Genomic DNA, 16,947 nt, shown 5'->3' on the forward strand with positions numbered 1-16,947 from the left:
GAGGTCCCGGGATCGATTCCCGGTCGGGGCTCAGATAAGCCTGTCTCTTCGGAGGCAGGCTTTTTTGTTTTACCTATTTTGTTTGCCTAAAGCCCGGTCTGCAGGCGCTTAGTGCACGGGCTCTATACCGGATATAGCAAAGCCCCCGAGAAAAACTCGGGGGCTTCGTCTTTATGCTCTGATCTAAGCGTTAGGAGGCGCGGCGCACCACCGGCAGCTGGGACAGCAGCTCGTAGGAGCGCAGGCGGTCCTCGTGCTCCCACGCCTCGGTCATGACGATAAGCTCGTCAGCGCCCGTGCGCGCCACCAGGTCCTCAATACGAGCCTGCGCGGTGGCGGGAGAGCCTACGATTGCCTCAGCGGTCATGCGTTCAACGTGCATCTTCTCTGCGTCGGTCCAGACGGCGTCCATATCTTCCACGGGAGGTGCGAAAGACAAATTGCCGCGCACCACACCCAGGAAATGCTGCTGCTGCGTCGTGTACAGGTAGCGTGCTCGCTCGTCGGTATCGGCGAGCATCGCGGTTGCACCCACCATGACGTAGGGCTGTTCCAGATGCTCCGAGGGCTTGAAGTTCGCGCGGTAGGTGTCCACTGCCTCCTGCAGCATTGCGGGCGCAAAATGCGAAGCGAATGCGTAGGGCAGACCCAGCTGTGCGGCAAGCTGCGCACCGAACAGGGAAGAACCCAGAATGTACAGGGGCACCTTCGAGCCCTGACCGGGAATGGCGTGCACGCGGTGCATGGGGGAGGGCTCGCCCAGGAAACGCTGCAGCTGCTGCACCTCGGCGGGGAAGCTCATGGCGGCAGAATCGTCGCGGCGTAGAGCGGCGGCGGTCATCGGGTCAGTGCCGGGCGCACGGCCCACACCCAGGTCAATACGACCGGGATGGAACGCGTTGAGGGTACCGAACTGCTCCGCTACCACGTAAGGTGCGTGGTTGGGGAGCATAATGCCTCCCGAACCCACGCGAATACGCTCGGTTGCGGCGGCAATCTCCGCCATGACCACGACGGTCGCCGAGGACAGCAGGGAACCGGCATTGTGGTGCTCAGCGACCCAGAAACGCTCGTAGCCGTAGGACTCAGCCGCGCGGGCGGCATCGATGGTGTTGAGCATGGTCTGGTGCTGACGCTGATCGGGGCGGTGCGGCATCAGGTCAAGCACCGAAATTTTTACGTTGGAAGACACAACTTTTCCTTCTTGATTGATTGCGGGTACCCATTCAGTCTACGCCTGCTCAGGCTGTAGGGGTAGGGGCGCGCCGGGCGCCTTCGCTAGAAGGTAAACAATGCTAAGAAATACTGCGTGCATCCATGCTGGCTGTTTGCTGATGCGTCCACTCTGCGCGTTCGAGCTGAACACTGTGCACAAGAACGGTAGACTGAAACCATGAGCATTAACCCTGAGATTGTGGGCAGGGTCTACCCGTCCGAGAACACCTACGTTGTCGGCCGTGAAAAGATCCGCGAATTTGCCCGAGCAGTTCACGCAGAAAACCCCCTCCACCACGACGTTGAGGCAGCCCGCGCGGCAGGGTACGCAGATGTGATTGCCCCGCCGACCTTCGCCATTATCCTGGCGCAGGCAGCTGACGCGGCACTCATCAACGACGATTCCGCCGGTATTGATTTCTCCCGCGTGGTGCACGCCGACCAGCGCTTCACCCACCACCGCCCCATCGTTGCCGGTGATGAGCTGCGCACCGAAGTTCACGTGGACTCCGTACGCGTCATGGGTGCCGGCGCAATGCTGACCACCCGCGAAGAAATCGTTGACGCGCAGGGCGAGCCGGTCACCACCTGCATCTCTTCCCTGCTGGTTCGTGCTGAGGAGGAAAACTAATGGTGCGTTTTGAAGATCTTGAAAAGGGCCAGGACATCGGTTCGCGTACCGTGGAGCTCTCCCGCGCTTCGCTGGTGCGTTACGCTGGCGCATCCGGTGACTTCAACCCGATTCACTGGAACGAGCGCTTCGCTCAGTCGGTGGGCCTGTCCGGCGTAATCGCTCACGGCATGCTGACCATGGGTACCGCAGTGCAGCTTGTGAGCGACTGGGTAGGCGACCCCGGTGCGATTGTGGACTACCAGACTCGATTCACCAAGCCCGTTCCCGTGGCGGATGCACCCGGCGGCGAAAACCCCGACACCCCCACGAACGCCCTGACCATCAGCGGTAAGGTGGGCGCCCTGAATGAGGAAGAGCGCACCGCCCGCATTGACCTGACCGTCACCGCTCGTGATGAGGAAGGCAAGGAACAGAAGGTTCTGATGAAGAGCCAGGCTGTGGTTCGTCTCTCGGCATAGATTTTTCTGTGCGGGTAGATAACCGCGTGAAAGTAGCTATGTGAAAGCCCTGGTGCTACCGCGATGCGGTGGTGCCGGGGCTTTTGCATGCTCGGCTGTGTGTTCGGCTGCGCGCTCGCCGGCGGGTGGTGGCGCTTCTTTTGTGTGGGAGGCGCGCCGGAAAATGAAGGCAAAATCACCATAAGGTTTTTGTGACTTTAACGCGTGGCGGGTGTTGACCCCGCACAACGACCGGTATTCTTAACCTATGACTGAAAAGCTGTTGAGCGAACTGACCACCGCCCAGGTAGGCGGCCCCGCTAAGACCTACGTCCGCGCCACCTCCGAAGCAGAAATTATCGAAGCAGTCTCCGCTGCAGACGCCGCAGGCGAACCCGTCCTCATCGTGGGCGGCGGCTCCAACCTGCTGGTTTCCGACGAAGGCTTCAACGGAACCGTCGTGCACATCGCCTCCGAAGGCGTAGAGGTCCTGCCCATCCCCGCATGCGGCGGCGCGAACGTGCGCGTGCAGGCGGGCACCATCTGGGACGACTTCGTGAAGCTCAGCATCGAGAACGAATGGGTTGGCCCCGCGGCTCTCTCCGGCATCCCCGGCACCGTGGGTGCAACCCCCGTGCAGAACGTCGGCGCATACGGCGTTGAGGTGGGTGAGTTCATCGCCTCCGTACGCACCTGGGATCGTGAAAAGAACACTCGGAAGACCTTCGCGAGCGCAGACCTGCGCTTCGGCTACCGCGACTCGGTGCTCAAGCGCGCAACCGTCAACGGCTCGCCCCGCTACGTGGTGCTGACCGTTGATTTCCAGTTCACCCTCGGTAGCCTGTCCTCCCCGATTCGTTACGCCGAGCTGGCGAAGAGTCTGGGTGTTGAGCCCGGTCAGCGCGCCGAATCCGCCCTGGTACGCGAAAAGGTGCTTCAGTTGCGCGGCTCCAAGGGTATGGTGCTCAACCCCGAGGATCGTGACACCTTCTCCACCGGTTCTTTCTTTACCAACCCGATCGTTCCGCGTTCTACTCTGGAGTCCCTGCCGGAGGGCGCCCCGAACTTCCCGGTGGTCGTGAAGACTTCCCCGTTTACCGCGGGTGTCGAGGACCCCGATCGCGTGAAGCTCTCGGCTGCTTGGCTGATTCAGCACGCCGGTTTCGAGAAGGGCTTCGGCCTGGAGGGTGAGTCTCGCGAGATCGCTCAGGGTCGTGCAAGCCTGTCGACCAAGCACACCCTGGCGATTACGAACCGCGGCGGCGCATCCGCTGAGGATATTTTCGCTATTGCCCGCGCTGTGCGCGATGGTGTGCGTGAACGTTTTGGTGTGACCCTGGTTCCTGAGCCTGTCGTGGTCAACGGCGAAATCTAAACGCTTAACTTCTCGCCTCTCGTAGCGCGAGGACGTATAGAATAAACGCTTCGGGCGGTCTCTGATAAAGAGGCCGCCCGAAGCGTTGTATTGACCCGCTGAGCTAGTGGCGAGGGGAGGAGATACGTGCCTGCCCCGGCAGGTAGGGCCTGCGCTTGGGCGCTGTGCGCGTTGCAGCCAGCGGAGCGGCAGGCAGGTGCTCCATCAGCACCTGAATCGCCAGGGGAAGCTTCTGAGGCGGGCAGGGGGCGTGGAAAATCGGCTTGTGGCGCGTGGGACGGTACGGGTAGTATTCCGCGTCCTCGCTGTGGGACCAGACGAGATTTCCAAACTCGCCGGGAACGGGGGAGAGCACGTTGGCGTAGTAGGCGCGCGTCTGCAGGTCGGCACGCTCGGAGGTGCCGGTAGATACGCCGCTGGGTACGCGGTCTTGCTCGATGATGAGGGCGCGGACCATGCCGCCTACGGTGCTGACCGCGTTCACGTGCAGGGCGAGTAGGTCCCCGTCCTTGTGGTCGATCTGTACCTGCCCGTCCGCGAGGATTCGGGTGCCCATCGTGATGCTGCTGGCGACTCCTTCGCAGAGGGCGCGGATGAGCGCCATGCGTGCCGGGTAGGGGTCTGCGATATCCCAGCCGATGAGGGTGGGCGCGGCGGAAATGCCGGCGTATTCCTCGCAGGATTCGTAGGAGGCGACGTCCACGTAGCCGCGGGCGATGGGCTCACGGTCGTAGGGGCGGCCGTCGCGCTGCTCCCAGAAGCTGAGGGCGGTTGCGGTGAAGACAGCTTGGCCGTCGCGTACGGCGACGGTGAACATAAAGTCCTGCGGGTAGCCGTTCTTAGTGCGCGGGCGCAGGGTGATTGCGCGGGTATATTCGTTGAATTCCTCGGGCCAGTCCAAGTAGTAGCTCATTTTTGCCCCGTCGCCACGGTGCACGGTGAGTTCGCCCGGTAGCAGCATGGCTTCGGGCACGCCGCCGGCGCGTTCTGTGGCGTAGTGTTCGCTCACGGGCCAGGGGCTGAACTCTGTGCGGTAGGGGTTGGAGAGGAAGGAATCGAGCATAGAACGTATCCTCTCATAGTTTGAGGTTGTGGCGCACGGTTAGAGGGCTTAAATGACAAATGGGCTGTCCCTTCTGATTGCTCGGAAAGAGCGTTCAGGAGGGACAGCTCATATTGTATGGCGTGCCGCTCGTTTAGAGGGATTCGCCGCGGCGTTCAGGGAGGAAGAACACGGTGGTTGCCGCTACCAGGAACGCGGTGGAGAAGAGCGCAAAGAGTAGCGGGGTTCCACCGAATGCGACCAGCGGCGGCACAATGAGCGGTGCCGCGATGGAGGCGATACGACCGATACCGGCGGCGGCACCGGTGCCGGTTCCGCGCAGGTGGGTCGGGAAGATTTCCGGGCTCAGGGCGTAGAGGGCACCCCACGCACCCAGGTTGAAGAAGGAGAGCATGCATCCGGCGAGGATGATGAATACCTCGGCGTGCGCCATGCCGTAGCCAGCCGCCGCCAGCGCGGAGCCAAGCAGGAAGGTCGCCAGGGTTGTGCGTCGGCCCCACTTTTCGATGAGGTAGGCGGCGACCGCGTAGCCGGGCAGCTGGGCAAGGGTCATGATGAGCGTGAACGCGAAGGACTTCACGAGGCTGAATCCCTGGGCGTTCAATAGTGCCGGAATCCAGATGAACGCGCCGTAGTAGGAGAGGTTGATGCAGAACCAGATGACGCACAGGGCGATGGTCTTGCGGCGCTGACCGGCAGCCCAGATGGAGTGGATTTTCGCGGATTCTGCGTTGTCAGCACTTTCTGCGGCACCGTGTGCGGAAGCGTCTTCGGTCTGCTTCTTACCGGCTCGGGAGAAGAGCGCGGGAGAGGCCTCGAAACGTTCGACCACCTGGCGTGCCTGATCGTGCTTGCCGACCGACTCCAGGAAGCGCACCGACTCGGGGGTTCCCATACGGATTACGAGCGAGTAGATGGCGGGAATCAGACCAATGGCAAGCGCCCAACGCCAGCCGTTCGCCTGCGGAACGACGAAGGTGCCGATGAGAGCGGCGAGGATCCAGCCCAGAGCCCAGAAAGCCTCCAGCGCGACCACGACGCGGCCGCGGATAGCGCGAGGTGAGAACTCAGAAATCAGAGTGGATGCCACGGGAAGTTCCGCGCCCAGACCCAGACCGACCAGGAAACGGAAGACGAGCAACACACCCAGGGAGGTCGCCAGGGCGGAGGCGCCGGTCGCCAGACCGTATACCAGCAGGGTGAGGGCGAAGATGTAGCGGCGGCCGAGCTTATCGGCGAGTAGGCCGCCGAAGGTTGCGCCGAGCGCCATGCCGGCGAATCCGATGGATCCGAGCCAGGAGGCTTCGGTGGGGCTGAGCTGCCATTCCTTGATGAGTGCCGCCATGACGAAGGAGATGAGGCCAACGTCCATGGCGTCCAGTGCCCAGCCGAGACCCGAGATACCCAGGAGCTTGCCGTGGGCGCGGGTGAAGGGCAGGTTTTCGAGGCGTTCGTTGAGAGTCGGGGCGGCGTTGCGTTCAGTAGCGGGTGCAGAGGTACCAGCGGGTGCAGCAGCGTTGGTGCGGGGTGAGTCCGTTGATACGGGACGAGGGGAGGACACGGTAGTGGGTCGCTTCCTTAGTGTTTAGGCGTAGTGCCGGGCGAATTGTTCCCTTACAGTGTATAAAGGTACTTTCGACTTGAACACTATTGAAACGAAAAAATTGTGAAGATGACGGAAAAATCTCAACATGAAGAAATCTTTCACAGCCGCCGCCCAGCGGTAGGTGCTATTCTCTAACCACCGCCGCCCGGTGAAACTCACCTACGGCACGTTTGGAAGGACCACCCCTGAAAACCATTGAAGATGAAGTCAAGGAAAGCGAGACCAGCCGCTTTCACCGCTGGCTCGAAGCCCGCAAGGAGCGCATGCACGCGCATCCGGTCATGCGTCATCTCTACAAGCCCCTCGTCATCGGCGTGGGCGCCTTCTGCTTTATCGCCGGACTGATTATGCTCGTCACCCCCGGCCCCGGCTGGCTGTTCATCTTCATAGGCCTGGGCATTTGGGGTACCGAATTCACCTGGGCACGCCGCGCCAATATTTTCATGAAGCACGTGGTGCTCACCGCCTGGTACCGCTACCGCGCCTGGAGACAGCAGCGTAAGGAACGCAAAGCCGCCGCAAACCAGCGCTAAACTAGCTCACGCTAACCCGGCCAGCGCTAACCCCACACGCGCTATACGCAGGCACAAAAAGCCCTCGCTCCCATCCGAAAAGAATGGTAGCGAGGGCTTTTATATAGCTTGTCAGTGAGCTTTAGAGCTTGCCAACAGCAATCTGCAGCATACGGCGAATCGGCTCAGCAGCACCCCACAGCAGCTGGTCACCCACGGTGAACGCGCTAATGTACTCGGGGCCCATCGCGAGCTTACGCACGCGACCAACCGGAATTTCCAGAGAGCCGGAAGCAGCCACGGGGGTCAGCTGCTCCATAGACGCCTCACGCTCGTTCGGCACGAAGCGAACCCAGGGGTTGTCCTCAGCGATGATGCGCTCGATCTCCTCGATCGGCAGGTCCTTCTTAAGCTTGATGGTCAGCGCCTGAGAGTGCGAGCGCATCGCAGCGATGCGGACACACAGACCGTCCATGGTGATCTTATCGTCTTCGGAGCGGCCCAGGATCTTGTTGGTCTCGACCTCAGCCTTCCACTCTTCGCGGGACTGACCGTTGCCCAGGTCAGAGTCGATCCAGGGAATTAGGGAGCCGGCGAGCGGCACACCGAACTGGGAAGAATCCAGCTCACCGGAGCGCTGCTTAGCAAGGATCTTGCGGTCGATGTCCAGAATTGCGGATGCGGGGTCGTTCAGCTCCTCGGAGACCTCGTTGCCCAGGTCGCGGAACTGTGCGAGCACCTCGCGCATGTGGCGGGCACCGCCGCCGGACGCTGCCTGGTAGGTCATGGAGGTAGCCCACTCGACCAGGTCGTTCTTGAAGAGGCCGCCCAGGCCCATCAGCAGGCAGGAGACGGTGCAGTTACCGCCGACAAAGTCCTTCACGCCGGATGCCAGGCCGCGGTCGATGACGTCGCGGTTGATGGGGTCCAGCACGATGATGGAGTCATCGTTCATGCGCAGGGTGGAAGCGGCGTCAATCCACAGGCCGTCCCAGCCGGCTGCACGCAGCTTCGGGTGCACAGCCTCGGTGTAGCTACCGCCCTGAGCGGTCACAATAATCGAGTGCTTACGCAGCTCATCAATGTCGTATGCGTCCTTCAGCTCGGACGGCTCAATTACGCCGTCGAAGGTGGGCGCAGCGCCACCAACATTAGAGGTAGTGAAGAAGATGGGGGTAATGCCCTCGAAGTCGCCTTCCTCAACCATGCGCTTCATGAGGACGGAGCCCACCATGCCGCGCCAGCCAACAAAACCTACAGAGTCACCGGGATTAAAGTTCATGGTTCCCAGTGTACTCTCAGGCTGGCGGGTGCGGACTAACACCGTACAAAAAATTTGATATTCGGAACGGAATACCGTGTGAAGAGGCGGGGCTTATTACCGGGGCACCGGGAGGCGCATTAAACACTCAAGCCCGCGGCGCTCCGGGTGGAGCAGCCGCAGGCCTGAAATGCATGTCTATATCAGCGAGTGAACGAGGGAAGCTTGAACTAGATACGTTCGAGCCGCTGGAACGAGAAGTACATGGGGTTCTTCGTGCCCGACTCATCGAGCAGGTAGCCCTTCTCACTATTCTCCCAGGCACTCTCGGAGGTGACCCGCCAGCACCCGTTTGGTGAGCTGCCCTCGCAACTGCCCGCAGAATTTGCAAGCTGCAGCTCGGGCGCTCGCGTATCGCCGGTAATCTCGTTGCCCTCCTGGCAGTAGAAGAGGGTCCGTTCCACCGTCTTCACCCGACCGAAAGCGGGCAGGTTGGTGCGGGAGAGCGCCTCCGCGTACACGGAGCCGCCGCCAAGAATCCAGGCGTCGACTGCGGGGGTATCCGCGGTAACGGTATCCGCGGGGGTATCCTCAACCGGCGCGCCCACGGCGTCACGAGCCGCGTACAGCGCCGCATCCAGCGAAGGAACCCACAGGGCGCCATCACGCTCTTGCGCCTCGGCCACAGAACGGCTAATCACAATATTCGTACGGCCCGGCAGAGGGCGAAAACGCGGCGGGAAGGACTCCCACGTGCGGCGACCCATAATCACCGGAGCACCCAGCGTCACCTTCTTGAAATGCACCAAATCCTCCGGGGCGCGCCAGGGCATATCCCCGTCACGACCAATGATGCCGGCATCGGTTTGAGCCCAAATAGCACCCAGACGATACATCATGCCTCCTAGAACTACCTACAGTTAGACCGCAATCGGTGCGGCAATACCGGGATGGTGCTTATAATCCACCAGCTCAAAGTCTTCATACTCGTAATCGAAGATAGAAGGCTTCTTGGTCTTAATAACCAGCTTCGGGTACGGGTAGGGTTCGCGCGGCGGGTAGGGGTTACCCTCCGGGTCGGTGCCGTAGCCCAGCTGCTTCTTCACCTGCTCCAGGTGGTTCGAGTAGATGTGGCAGTCGCCGCCGGTCCAGATGAACTCGCCCGGCACCATGCCGACCTCTTCAGCAATCAGGTAGGTCAGCAATGCATACGAGGCGATGTTGAAGGGCACGCCCAGGAACATGTCGGCACTACGCTGGTACAGCTGGCAGGACAGCTCCTTCACACCGTCCGGACGCTCGTACACGTAGAACTGGAACAGCGCGTGGCAGGGCGGAAGCGCCATGCTATCCACCTCGGCGGGGTTCCACGCCGAAACAATATGACGGCGAGAGCTCGGGTTGTTCTTCAGAGACTCAATAACCTTCGCAATCTGGTCAATCGTGCCGCCATCGGGGGTCGGCCACGAACGCCACTGCACGCCGTACACCGGGCCCAAATCGCCGTTCTCATCAGCCCACTCATCCCAAATGGTCACGCCGCGCTCCTGCAACCAGCGCACATTCGACGAACCGCGCAAGAACCACAGCAGCTCAATAGCAACCGACTTGAAGTGCACACGCTTGGTGGTAATCAGCGGGAACGACTCACGCAGATCAAAACGCATCTGACGGCCGAAAACACCGAAGGTGCCGGTGCCGGTACGGTCGGAACGCTGCGCATCCGCCGTAATGGCGTCCTTGTTCTCCTCGAGGATTTCGCGCAGAAGATCTTCGTAAGGGGTGGGGATTGCGTGAGTCATAAGAAAAACCTTGAATCCTGTTAGTAGACGTGAGAGACGGCCACAAATCAACCGCCCCTCTATTGTAAAACCCTCGAACGGGCGCAGGTAGAGCAAACGCGCTGAGCATAAAGCCCAGCGCGCTCACCGTTAGAAGATCAAAGTATATGGATGTTAGTCCAGAGCCGCGCGTACTCGCTCCACCGAGACAATACGCGGGTTATCGCCCTCGGTCACCTGCAGAACCAGGGCATCGCCAGGCTCCAGGTACGGGTCCTCAGCCGGAAGAACCTCCGCGGAGCCCTCCAACAGGTACTCGCGCAGAACATCCATCACCTGGGGCAGCACCGGGCGGTGAGTGCACAGCAGGGACGAAGAATCCTTATCGAACAGTGACGCCACGGTGCGGGCAGTACGTGCCGGGTGACGCTGAGCGCCCGCCTCCGATAGGGACTTCTTCTCCTTCACCGACACACCATAATCCACCGAGTACGGGGTCACGGTCTGAACGCAACGCAGCCACGGGGAAGAAATAATACGGCTCGGAGCCCACGCCGCAAAGAGACGGCTAGAGGCCAACGCCTGACGCTTGCCGGTCGCCGCGAGCGGACGGTCATCCTCAGCAGCAGCCCAGTTCGAACGAGGCTTAGCCTTCGCATGGCGGGCAATGAGAATCGGGCGGGTGCGCAGCGCATCCGCCTCAGCCAGAGCCTCCAGGGATTCCAGGGGTGCCAGGTCATCCTGGTTAGTCAGCAGCGCGCGAGCCACATCGGTGGTCACCCAGCGCAGCTCATCCACTTCACCCTCATCCGCCAGGGCGCGGGCACCGTCGGGCAGTTCAGCAGCCCAGTAGAAAACATCCTTCGGACGGCCACCCACCGGGTAGGAAGTCACCGCCAGGGGCACACCCAGAACAACCTGCAGACCGACCTCTTCGCGAATCTCACGAATAGCGGTCTCAGCAAGGGACTCGCCCGGATCCTGCTTGCCCTTAGGCCAGGACCAGTCGTCATAACGAGGGCGGTGAATGATCAGGACCTCAAGCGCACCATCGCGCATACGCCAAATCAGTGCGCCAGAAGCAACAATATCCGCAGTGTTCGCGGGGGAACGGTCAATGCTGTTGACCGCGTCAAAACGTCGTGCCGAGTAGTAGATGGAGGGGGAATCCAGCGGTGCCATATCTCTCTCTGAACCTCTTCGCTAGGCTTGTGCACAATGCCAGAGGGCACCATGCTCCGCGTCTAATTGTAGGGGAGAGAAGCGTCAAGTTGTAATCTCAACGTAACCTGTTGTTCACTTTTGCGCTAAGTGCACTAGTCCACCCCAAGATTTTGCACGACACGCGGCAAACCCCGCCTGTCCTACGCCATAAAGCGCGAGAACAGACGGGGTTCACAACCAGAAATCACCGGTAGGTCAGCGGCAAATCCTTAGACCTTATCCACCACGTTCTTACGGGAACGCGAGCTCAGGTAGTACGACTGCACATCCTGCAGCGGGTTGCCCTGGTCATCGGTATCGTGGCGGGTCCAGTTACCCTCAGAATCCAGGTGCCAGGTACGCGAAGAATCACTCATGTAGAGGGTGAACATATCACGCAGGTACTTCACGTGGCGCGGATCCTTCACAGGCACGAGCGCCTCAATGCGGCGGTCCAGGTTGCGGTGCATCATATCGGCAGAACCAATGTAGACAATCGGATCGCCACCATTCTCAAACGCAAACACACGCGAATGCTCCAAGAAACGGCCCAGCACGGAACGGACACGGATATTCTCGCTCAGCCCCTTAACGCCCGGGCGCAGCGCGCAGATACCGCGAACCACCACATCCACCGGCACACCAGCCTGCGATGCGCGGTACAGCGAATCGATGATGGCCTCATCCACCATGGAGTTGCACTTGAACTGAATCTTCGCCGGACGGCCCGCCTTATGGTTCTCAATCTCCTGATCGATGCACTCAATCAGGCCGCTACGCAGAGTACGCGGCGCCACCAGTAGCGACTGGTAGTTAGTCTTCGGTGCGTAACCAGACAGCTGGTTGAACAGGCGGGAGACATCCTCACAAATCTGCTCATCGCAGGTGATGATGCCCAAATCCTCGTAGAAACGAGCCGTCGACGGGTGGTAGTTACCGGTACCAATATGAGCGTAACGACGCAGGTGGTTACCCTCGCGGCGTACCACCAGAGACAGCTTGCAGTGAGTCTTCAGACCCACGATGCCGTACACCACATGCACGCCAGCGCGCTCCAGCTTACGAGCCCACGAGATGTTGGCTTCCTCATCAAAGCGAGCCTTAATCTCCACCAGCGCCACAACCTGCTTGCCAGCCTCAGCTGCCTCAATCAGCGCATCCACAATAGGGGAATCGCCACTGGTGCGGTACAGAGTCTGCTTAATCGCCTGAACACGCGGGTCAGCGGCAGCCTGCGCCAGGAACGCCTGCACACTGGTCGCAAACGAATCGTACGGGTGGTGCAGCAACACGTCGTGGTCGCGGGCGGCAGCGAAAACGTCTGCAGCCTTCGCAGTCTCGGTAGCATTGAGCCAGCGGGAAGTGTGCGCAATGTGCTTGGGGTAGTGCAGAGCCGGGCGGTTCGCGCGAACAATCGCACTCATGCCGCGCAGATCAAGCGGAGCCGGCAGGCGGTACACCTCGGACTCGTCGATGTTCAGCTCAGAAATCAGCAGATCCAGGATGGTCGGGTTGATGGTGTCCTCAACCTCCAGTCGGACCGGCGGACCGAAACGACGGCGCAGAAGCTCCTTCTCCAGAGCCTTCAGCAGGTTCTCTGCATCGTCCTCTTCCACCTCAAGATCCTCGTTACGGGTCACGCGGAAGACGTGGTGCTCCACAACCTCCATGCCCGGGAAGAGGGTATCCAGGTGCTCAGCAATGATGTCTTCCAGAGCAATGTAGCGGCTCTCGCGGCCCGCAGTGTTGGCGGCGCGCGAACCATCCACAGAGACCATACGGTCCAGCTGATCGGGCACCTTCACGCGCGCGAACAGCTCCTTGCCGGTCTGCGGGTTACGCACCAGCACCGCAAGGTTCAGCGACAGACCCGAAATGTAGGGGAAGGGATGCGCCGGGTCAACCGCCAGCGGAGTCAGAATCGGGAAAATGTCGCGCATGAAATCCTGACGCAGACGCTGCTTAGCATCCGCATCCAGGTCGTTCCAACCCACAATGCGGATGTTCTGCTCCTCCAGAGCCGGCAGCACCTGGTTGTGGAACACATCAGCGTGACGAGCCTGCAGCTGGTGAGCGCGTTCAGCAATCTCTTCCATCTGCTCCTCGGGGCTCAGACCGGCAGCCGAAGGAACCGCCAGACCGGTCGCAATGCGACGCTTCAGACCCGCCACACGCACCATGAAGAACTCGTCCAGGTTAGAGGCCACAATCGACAGGAAGTTCAGACGCTCCAGCAGGAACAGGTTCGGGTCCTCCGCCAGCTCCAGCACGCGGGTGTTGAAGTCCAGCCAGCTGCTCTCACGGTCGAAGAAACGCTCCGGGCCGAACTCCTCTTCCAGACTGAAGTAGGAGCGCTTCTCGCCCTTCTCAATGCGGTCACCGCGGGACTCGGCACGCTCAATCTTCGAAATATCGTGGCCAATGTGAATGACACCGGTCATGGGCGCAGGCTCAGACGGCTTAGGCTTAGGCGCCTTATTCAGGCCATTGGGGGCGGGTACCATACTGTACTTGCCTTTCTGATCGGGGATAAGTCGTGAAGAGGCACGCCAACTGTGGCGCACCAAAAACTAGGCGGCAGGCTCAGCCTGCTGGGCGGGGGCGTACATGCGGTCAACCGTCGCCACACCGAAACCCAACGACGTGTAGAGGGAGTATGCGGCGGTGTTGTCAGCATCCACGTACAGGTCGATGGCGCGCAGCGGCTCGCCGTTCTCGTCCTCAGCGCACGCCAGGTACGCCAGCGCGCGCAGGGTGAGGGTTCGGCCCAGGCCGCCTCCCTGAGCCTGCGGGTTCACACCCACCACGTAAATCTCGCCGGAGGGGGACAGCTCGCCCTGCTCCTGACCGGTCGGGATCTTCGTCCAGGTGAACGCCGCAATAGCGGAATCATCATCCACCTCGGAGGCGATGAAGAAACCCTCGGGGCGGAACCAGGGGGAGCCGGTGCGCTCGCGCAAATCAGCAAGGGTGAGTTTGCCCTGCTCCGGGTGGTGCGCAAAAGCGGCGGCGTTCACGCGCAGCCAGGGGAACTCGTCCGCGCCGGTGAAGGTGCGCATGCGCAGGTTCTCCGGCAGAGTGCGCGCATCGGAGCGTTCCACAAGCTCTTCGCGGGTCTGCGCGTCCAGGGGCAGAACCATCTTGTACAGCACACGCACCGGCTCGAAACCGTGCAGGGTTGCAAACGCGTGGGCGGGGCTTTCAATACCGGTGTCGGTGGCGCTACCGTGAACCCAGAGGCGGTAGCGGGTCGCGTCATCGCCCAGCTGGCGGACGGCGTGGTCGAAGAATGCGCTACCTACGCCTTGTCCGCGGTATTCGGGGGCGACGGCTGCCTCAATCACGCCGGTGTCTTCGTCGTTGGCGGGGGTGAGCGCCACAAAGACGGCAGCGAGGGTGCCGTTATCCTCGGCGACAAAGAAACGCGGAGGGGTCAGGGTGCTTTCGCGGAGTGCCTTACTCAGCTCAATGCGGGTCTGCTCAGAGAACGCCGAGACGCCGTCATGGCGGGCAACCTTCTGCGCGAAGGAATCGAAGCGTTCCAGCAGCTCTTCGGTGAGCTGCGGTTCTGCGTAGACCGGGGTGCTTGCAGTGGACAGGGTGGAGGAATCGGGTGTCTGGTTGTGTACCATCATCGCCTTCTTTCGTAGCCTTCTGATTCAACTCTACCGGGGATAGTTGCTCTTTGGAGAGTTTGTTCTCCGTCCTGGGCGAATATGACAAGAACCGGAACATTTACGCATTCTGGTACTCGGCGCAGCACCGGGGCAACTCGCAGAGCGGATACACCAAATGAGGGGTTGGCGCCGCGAAATTTAGCGGGTGCTATTGAAGGAATACCCCACATTACGCACGGTCGAAATCATCTGCTCGTACTCGGTGCCGAGCTTGGAACGCAGACGACGCACGTGCACATCCACGGTGCGGGTACCGCCGTAGTAGGAGTCGTAACCCCACACTTCGGAGAGCAGTTGGGCGCGGGAGAAGACCCGTCCGGGGTGTAGCGCCATGAATTTGAGCAGTTCAAACTCTTTGAAGGTCAGGTTCAGTGCGGTACCGGAAAGATGCGCGGAGTACGCCTGGGTGTCAATCACGAGGTTGCCTGCGCGTACCACTCGTTCCTGCTGGTTTTCTTCTTCAGCGGTTGCTTCCCTTTTGATGGCAAGACGCAGACGCGCATCCATTTCGGAAGGGGAGGCCTGGTCAGAGACAATATCGTCCACCTGCCAGGAGGCGGCAACAGCCGCCATGCCACCTTCGTTCAGGAGTGCGATGAGCGGCAGTTGCACACCTGCGGCGCGCAGTAGCTGGGCGCAGTGGCGTGCTTTGACGAGGGCGGTGCGGGCATCGACCATGAGCAGGTCGAATGTCTCGGTTTCAAGGGTGGTATGGGCGGTGTCGAGGGGGAAAACGTGTACCTTGTGGCTGAGTAGACTCAGCGAGGGGATCATATCCTGCGCGGCGGTATCGCTCAGAAGCGCAATACGGTACACACCCTCTCCTTTCCCGGTAAAATATTAGGCTCTTTCTAGTGTACTCGCCAGGCTGTGACGCGGCTGTGGGCGCCGGTGTAGACCGGGCCGAATATCGTATTCCGGACTGTTCGTACAGGCTTCTCAGCTGGCTATGATGGGGCACCTACCCGGATTCTGCGGGGCTAATATTTTGCTGGCGCCGGGTGGGGCGTATGCCTGTTGAGAATCGTGCTGTTCACTATGTTTCAGCCGTTGATTCTGCGCCCTTTCGGGGTGGGTCTGTGGTAGGTTTAAGGCATGGAAAACAATCTTATGGCTCTTGAAGCTCTCTTCATGTCGCTGATGGCTATTATCTCCGTGTGCATCGGTATCGGTGCATTCGCAGTGTTGCGTGGCCTCTTCAGCGGACAGAAGTAGTCTTCCCGCACAGAGCAGAAGCATCGCCCACACAGGGCTTTAGGCGGTCGTACGGTTCGTACCGCCTCGCCAATGGCGGCGTGAACCCCCACCCGGTCCCCTCCGGTTGGGGGTTTTCTTTATGTTGCCCGCCGTACCGTTTACTCTGCAGACGGCGGTGCTACCCCGTGCCGTGAGCGAACGAACAGGCTACTGTTGTACGCAGGATACTAAAATGGAAGGTATGGCTATTGAAATCCCTACCAACCTAACCCCTGAACTTGTTCCCTTCGCATGGTTGCTCGGCACCTGGGAAGGCACCGGAACCATGTGGTACGAAGGCCAGGAAAACACCCCCTTCGGCCAGATTATTACTTTTGAGCAGGATGGTCTGCCCTTCATTGAATACCGCGCTGAGTCTTTCCTGCTCGATGACGAGGGTCAGAAGCTGCGCCCCATCACCGTTGAAACCGGTTTCTGGCAGATTGACCGCCCCCTCACCGACGCTGACGGCGGCTTCGGTATCGTCCCCAAGGACGTTGTTCCCGCCTTCGCTGACGCGGCAAGCGTAGAGACTCTCCGCAACGCCGACGACGGCTTCTCCCTGCTGGCAACCATTGCGCACCCCGGCGGTATTAGCGAAAACTACGTGGGCATGGTTAAGGGTCCGGTCATCCGCATGCAGACCGGCAACCTACTGCGCGACGACATTTCCCACGAATACGCAGGCTCCGTGCGACTGTGGGGCCTGGTCAACGGCAACCTCATGTGGGACTGGGAGGTCGCAGACGCCGAGGGCAAGCTGCACAAGCACGCTTCCGCTGAGCTGCGTAAGACCTCTTCGATGACCGGCGACTCCCTGGGCACTTCGATGTTCGGTTCCCTGGACGGCGAAGAGCCCACCGGCGAGCCCGGCTCTGAGCCCACCGCCTAATAACTAACTTGTGTCTGCCCCGCTGGTCGGCGGGGCAGACTCTTTGCGTGAAAGG

At 60.8% G+C, this 16,947-nt stretch carries 15 protein-coding genes; 5 read left to right on the plus strand and 10 right to left on the minus strand.

From position 1 onward, the window contains the following. Positions 1-190: 190 nt before the first annotated feature. A complete protein-coding gene (locus HMPREF2710_RS00535) occupies positions 191-1,192 on the minus strand; it encodes an LLM class flavin-dependent oxidoreductase (protein ID WP_049347348.1) in 1,002 nt (333 codons plus the stop codon). A gap of 201 nt (positions 1,193-1,393) precedes the next feature. On the opposite strand from HMPREF2710_RS00535, the gene HMPREF2710_RS00540 reads away from it, so the two are divergent. From HMPREF2710_RS00540 to HMPREF2710_RS00550, 3 genes are all read left to right on the plus strand, one after another. Then, positions 1,394-1,846 (plus strand): MaoC family dehydratase N-terminal domain-containing protein, encoded by a 453-nt coding sequence (locus HMPREF2710_RS00540; RefSeq protein WP_005504824.1) that lies wholly within the window; start codon positions 1,394-1,396, stop codon positions 1,844-1,846. Then, the gene (locus HMPREF2710_RS00545) at positions 1,846-2,307 is read left to right on the plus strand and encodes a MaoC family dehydratase (RefSeq protein ID WP_005508334.1); all 462 of its coding nucleotides are present in this window, start codon (positions 1,846-1,848) and stop codon (positions 2,305-2,307) included. The genes HMPREF2710_RS00540 and HMPREF2710_RS00545 overlap by 1 nt, the downstream gene beginning before the upstream one ends. A 247-nt stretch (positions 2,308-2,554) precedes the next feature. Beyond that, positions 2,555-3,661 (plus strand): UDP-N-acetylmuramate dehydrogenase, encoded by a 1,107-nt coding sequence (locus tag HMPREF2710_RS00550; protein ID WP_070598991.1) that lies wholly within the window; start codon positions 2,555-2,557, stop codon positions 3,659-3,661. A gap of 103 nt (positions 3,662-3,764) precedes the next feature. Here HMPREF2710_RS00550 and HMPREF2710_RS00555 read toward each other — a convergent pair whose 3' ends face one another. After that, positions 3,765-4,724, minus strand: a complete 960-nt coding sequence (locus HMPREF2710_RS00555; RefSeq protein WP_070598993.1) for a histidine kinase — start codon at positions 4,722-4,724, stop codon at positions 3,765-3,767. Between the two features lie 133 nt (positions 4,725-4,857). Beyond that, positions 4,858-6,285 carry an MFS transporter gene (locus HMPREF2710_RS00560; protein WP_070506988.1) on the minus strand — a complete coding sequence of 476 codons (1,428 nt, stop codon included), beginning with the start codon at positions 6,283-6,285 and terminating at the stop codon, positions 4,858-4,860. 215 nt (positions 6,286-6,500) lie between these two features. Here HMPREF2710_RS00560 and HMPREF2710_RS00565 point away from each other — a divergent pair, with 215 nt between their 5' ends. Next, entirely contained in the window at positions 6,501-6,863 is a 363-nt protein-coding gene (locus HMPREF2710_RS00565) for a PGPGW domain-containing protein (protein WP_070598997.1), read from the plus strand. Positions 6,864-6,984: 121 nt separating this feature from the next. Here the strand turns inward: HMPREF2710_RS00565 and asd are convergent, their stop codons facing one another. The 7 genes from asd to HMPREF2710_RS00600 form a co-directional block, all read right to left on the minus strand. Beyond that, positions 6,985-8,124, minus strand: a complete 1,140-nt coding sequence (gene asd, locus HMPREF2710_RS00570; protein WP_070598999.1) for an aspartate-semialdehyde dehydrogenase — start codon at positions 8,122-8,124, stop codon at positions 6,985-6,987. Between the two features lie 209 nt (positions 8,125-8,333). Next, positions 8,334-8,999: a dihydrofolate reductase gene (locus HMPREF2710_RS00575; RefSeq protein ID WP_070506982.1), complete on the minus strand. Its 666-nt coding sequence runs from the start codon at positions 8,997-8,999 to the stop codon at positions 8,334-8,336. A gap of 24 nt (positions 9,000-9,023) precedes the next feature. Then, positions 9,024-9,905, minus strand: coding sequence for a thymidylate synthase (locus tag HMPREF2710_RS00580; protein WP_049341085.1), 882 nt, complete (start codon positions 9,903-9,905; stop codon positions 9,024-9,026). A 153-nt stretch (positions 9,906-10,058) separates the two neighbouring features. After that, complete coding sequence (locus tag HMPREF2710_RS00585; protein ID WP_070506976.1) at positions 10,059-11,066, minus strand: NUDIX hydrolase; 1,008 nt, start codon at positions 11,064-11,066, stop codon at positions 10,059-10,061. A 251-nt stretch (positions 11,067-11,317) separates the two neighbouring features. Beyond that, positions 11,318-13,591, minus strand: coding sequence for an RNA degradosome polyphosphate kinase (locus HMPREF2710_RS00590; protein WP_083303470.1), 2,274 nt, complete (start codon positions 13,589-13,591; stop codon positions 11,318-11,320). 66 nt (positions 13,592-13,657) lie between these two features. Further along, the gene (gene mshD, locus HMPREF2710_RS00595; RefSeq protein WP_049360528.1) at positions 13,658-14,722 is read right to left on the minus strand and encodes a mycothiol synthase; all 1,065 of its coding nucleotides are present in this window, start codon (positions 14,720-14,722) and stop codon (positions 13,658-13,660) included. A gap of 180 nt (positions 14,723-14,902) precedes the next feature. Next, complete coding sequence (locus HMPREF2710_RS00600) at positions 14,903-15,580, minus strand: winged helix-turn-helix transcriptional regulator (protein ID WP_080976894.1); 678 nt, start codon at positions 15,578-15,580, stop codon at positions 14,903-14,905. 622 nt (positions 15,581-16,202) lie between these two features. Between HMPREF2710_RS00600 and HMPREF2710_RS00605 the strand changes: the two genes are divergently transcribed. Beyond that, the gene (locus HMPREF2710_RS00605) at positions 16,203-16,892 is read left to right on the plus strand and encodes a nitrobindin family protein (protein ID WP_049349557.1); all 690 of its coding nucleotides are present in this window, start codon (positions 16,203-16,205) and stop codon (positions 16,890-16,892) included. The last annotated feature ends 55 nt before the right edge of the window (positions 16,893-16,947 follow it).

This window comes from Rothia sp. HMSC069D01, assembly GCF_001810135.1.
Lineage (GTDB): Bacteria > Actinomycetota > Actinomycetes > Actinomycetales > Micrococcaceae > Rothia.

Bases quoted from the DNA above. Each gene is read 5' to 3' on its own strand.
- HMPREF2710_RS00540 (WP_005504824.1), top strand. From the start codon at position 1,394: ATGAGCATTAACCCTGAGATTGTGGGCAGGGTCTACCCGTCCGAGAAC.
- HMPREF2710_RS00545 (WP_005508334.1), top strand. From the start codon at position 1,846: ATGGTGCGTTTTGAAGATCTTGAAAAGGGCCAGGACATCGGTTCGCGT.
- HMPREF2710_RS00550 (WP_070598991.1), top strand. From the start codon at position 2,555: ATGACTGAAAAGCTGTTGAGCGAACTGACCACCGCCCAGGTAGGCGGC.
- HMPREF2710_RS00555 (WP_070598993.1), bottom strand. From the start codon at position 4,724: ATGCTCGATTCCTTCCTCTCCAACCCCTACCGCACAGAGTTCAGCCCC.
- asd (WP_070598999.1), bottom strand. From the start codon at position 8,124: ATGAACTTTAATCCCGGTGACTCTGTAGGTTTTGTTGGCTGGCGCGGC.
- HMPREF2710_RS00575 (WP_070506982.1), bottom strand. From the start codon at position 8,999: ATGTATCGTCTGGGTGCTATTTGGGCTCAAACCGATGCCGGCATCATT.
- HMPREF2710_RS00580 (WP_049341085.1), bottom strand. From the start codon at position 9,905: ATGACTCACGCAATCCCCACCCCTTACGAAGATCTTCTGCGCGAAATC.
- HMPREF2710_RS00585 (WP_070506976.1), bottom strand. From the start codon at position 11,066: ATGGCACCGCTGGATTCCCCCTCCATCTACTACTCGGCACGACGTTTT.
- HMPREF2710_RS00590 (WP_083303470.1), bottom strand. From the start codon at position 13,591: ATGGTACCCGCCCCCAATGGCCTGAATAAGGCGCCTAAGCCTAAGCCG.
- mshD (WP_049360528.1), bottom strand. From the start codon at position 14,722: ATGATGGTACACAACCAGACACCCGATTCCTCCACCCTGTCCACTGCA.
- HMPREF2710_RS00605 (WP_049349557.1), top strand. From the start codon at position 16,203: ATGGCTATTGAAATCCCTACCAACCTAACCCCTGAACTTGTTCCCTTC.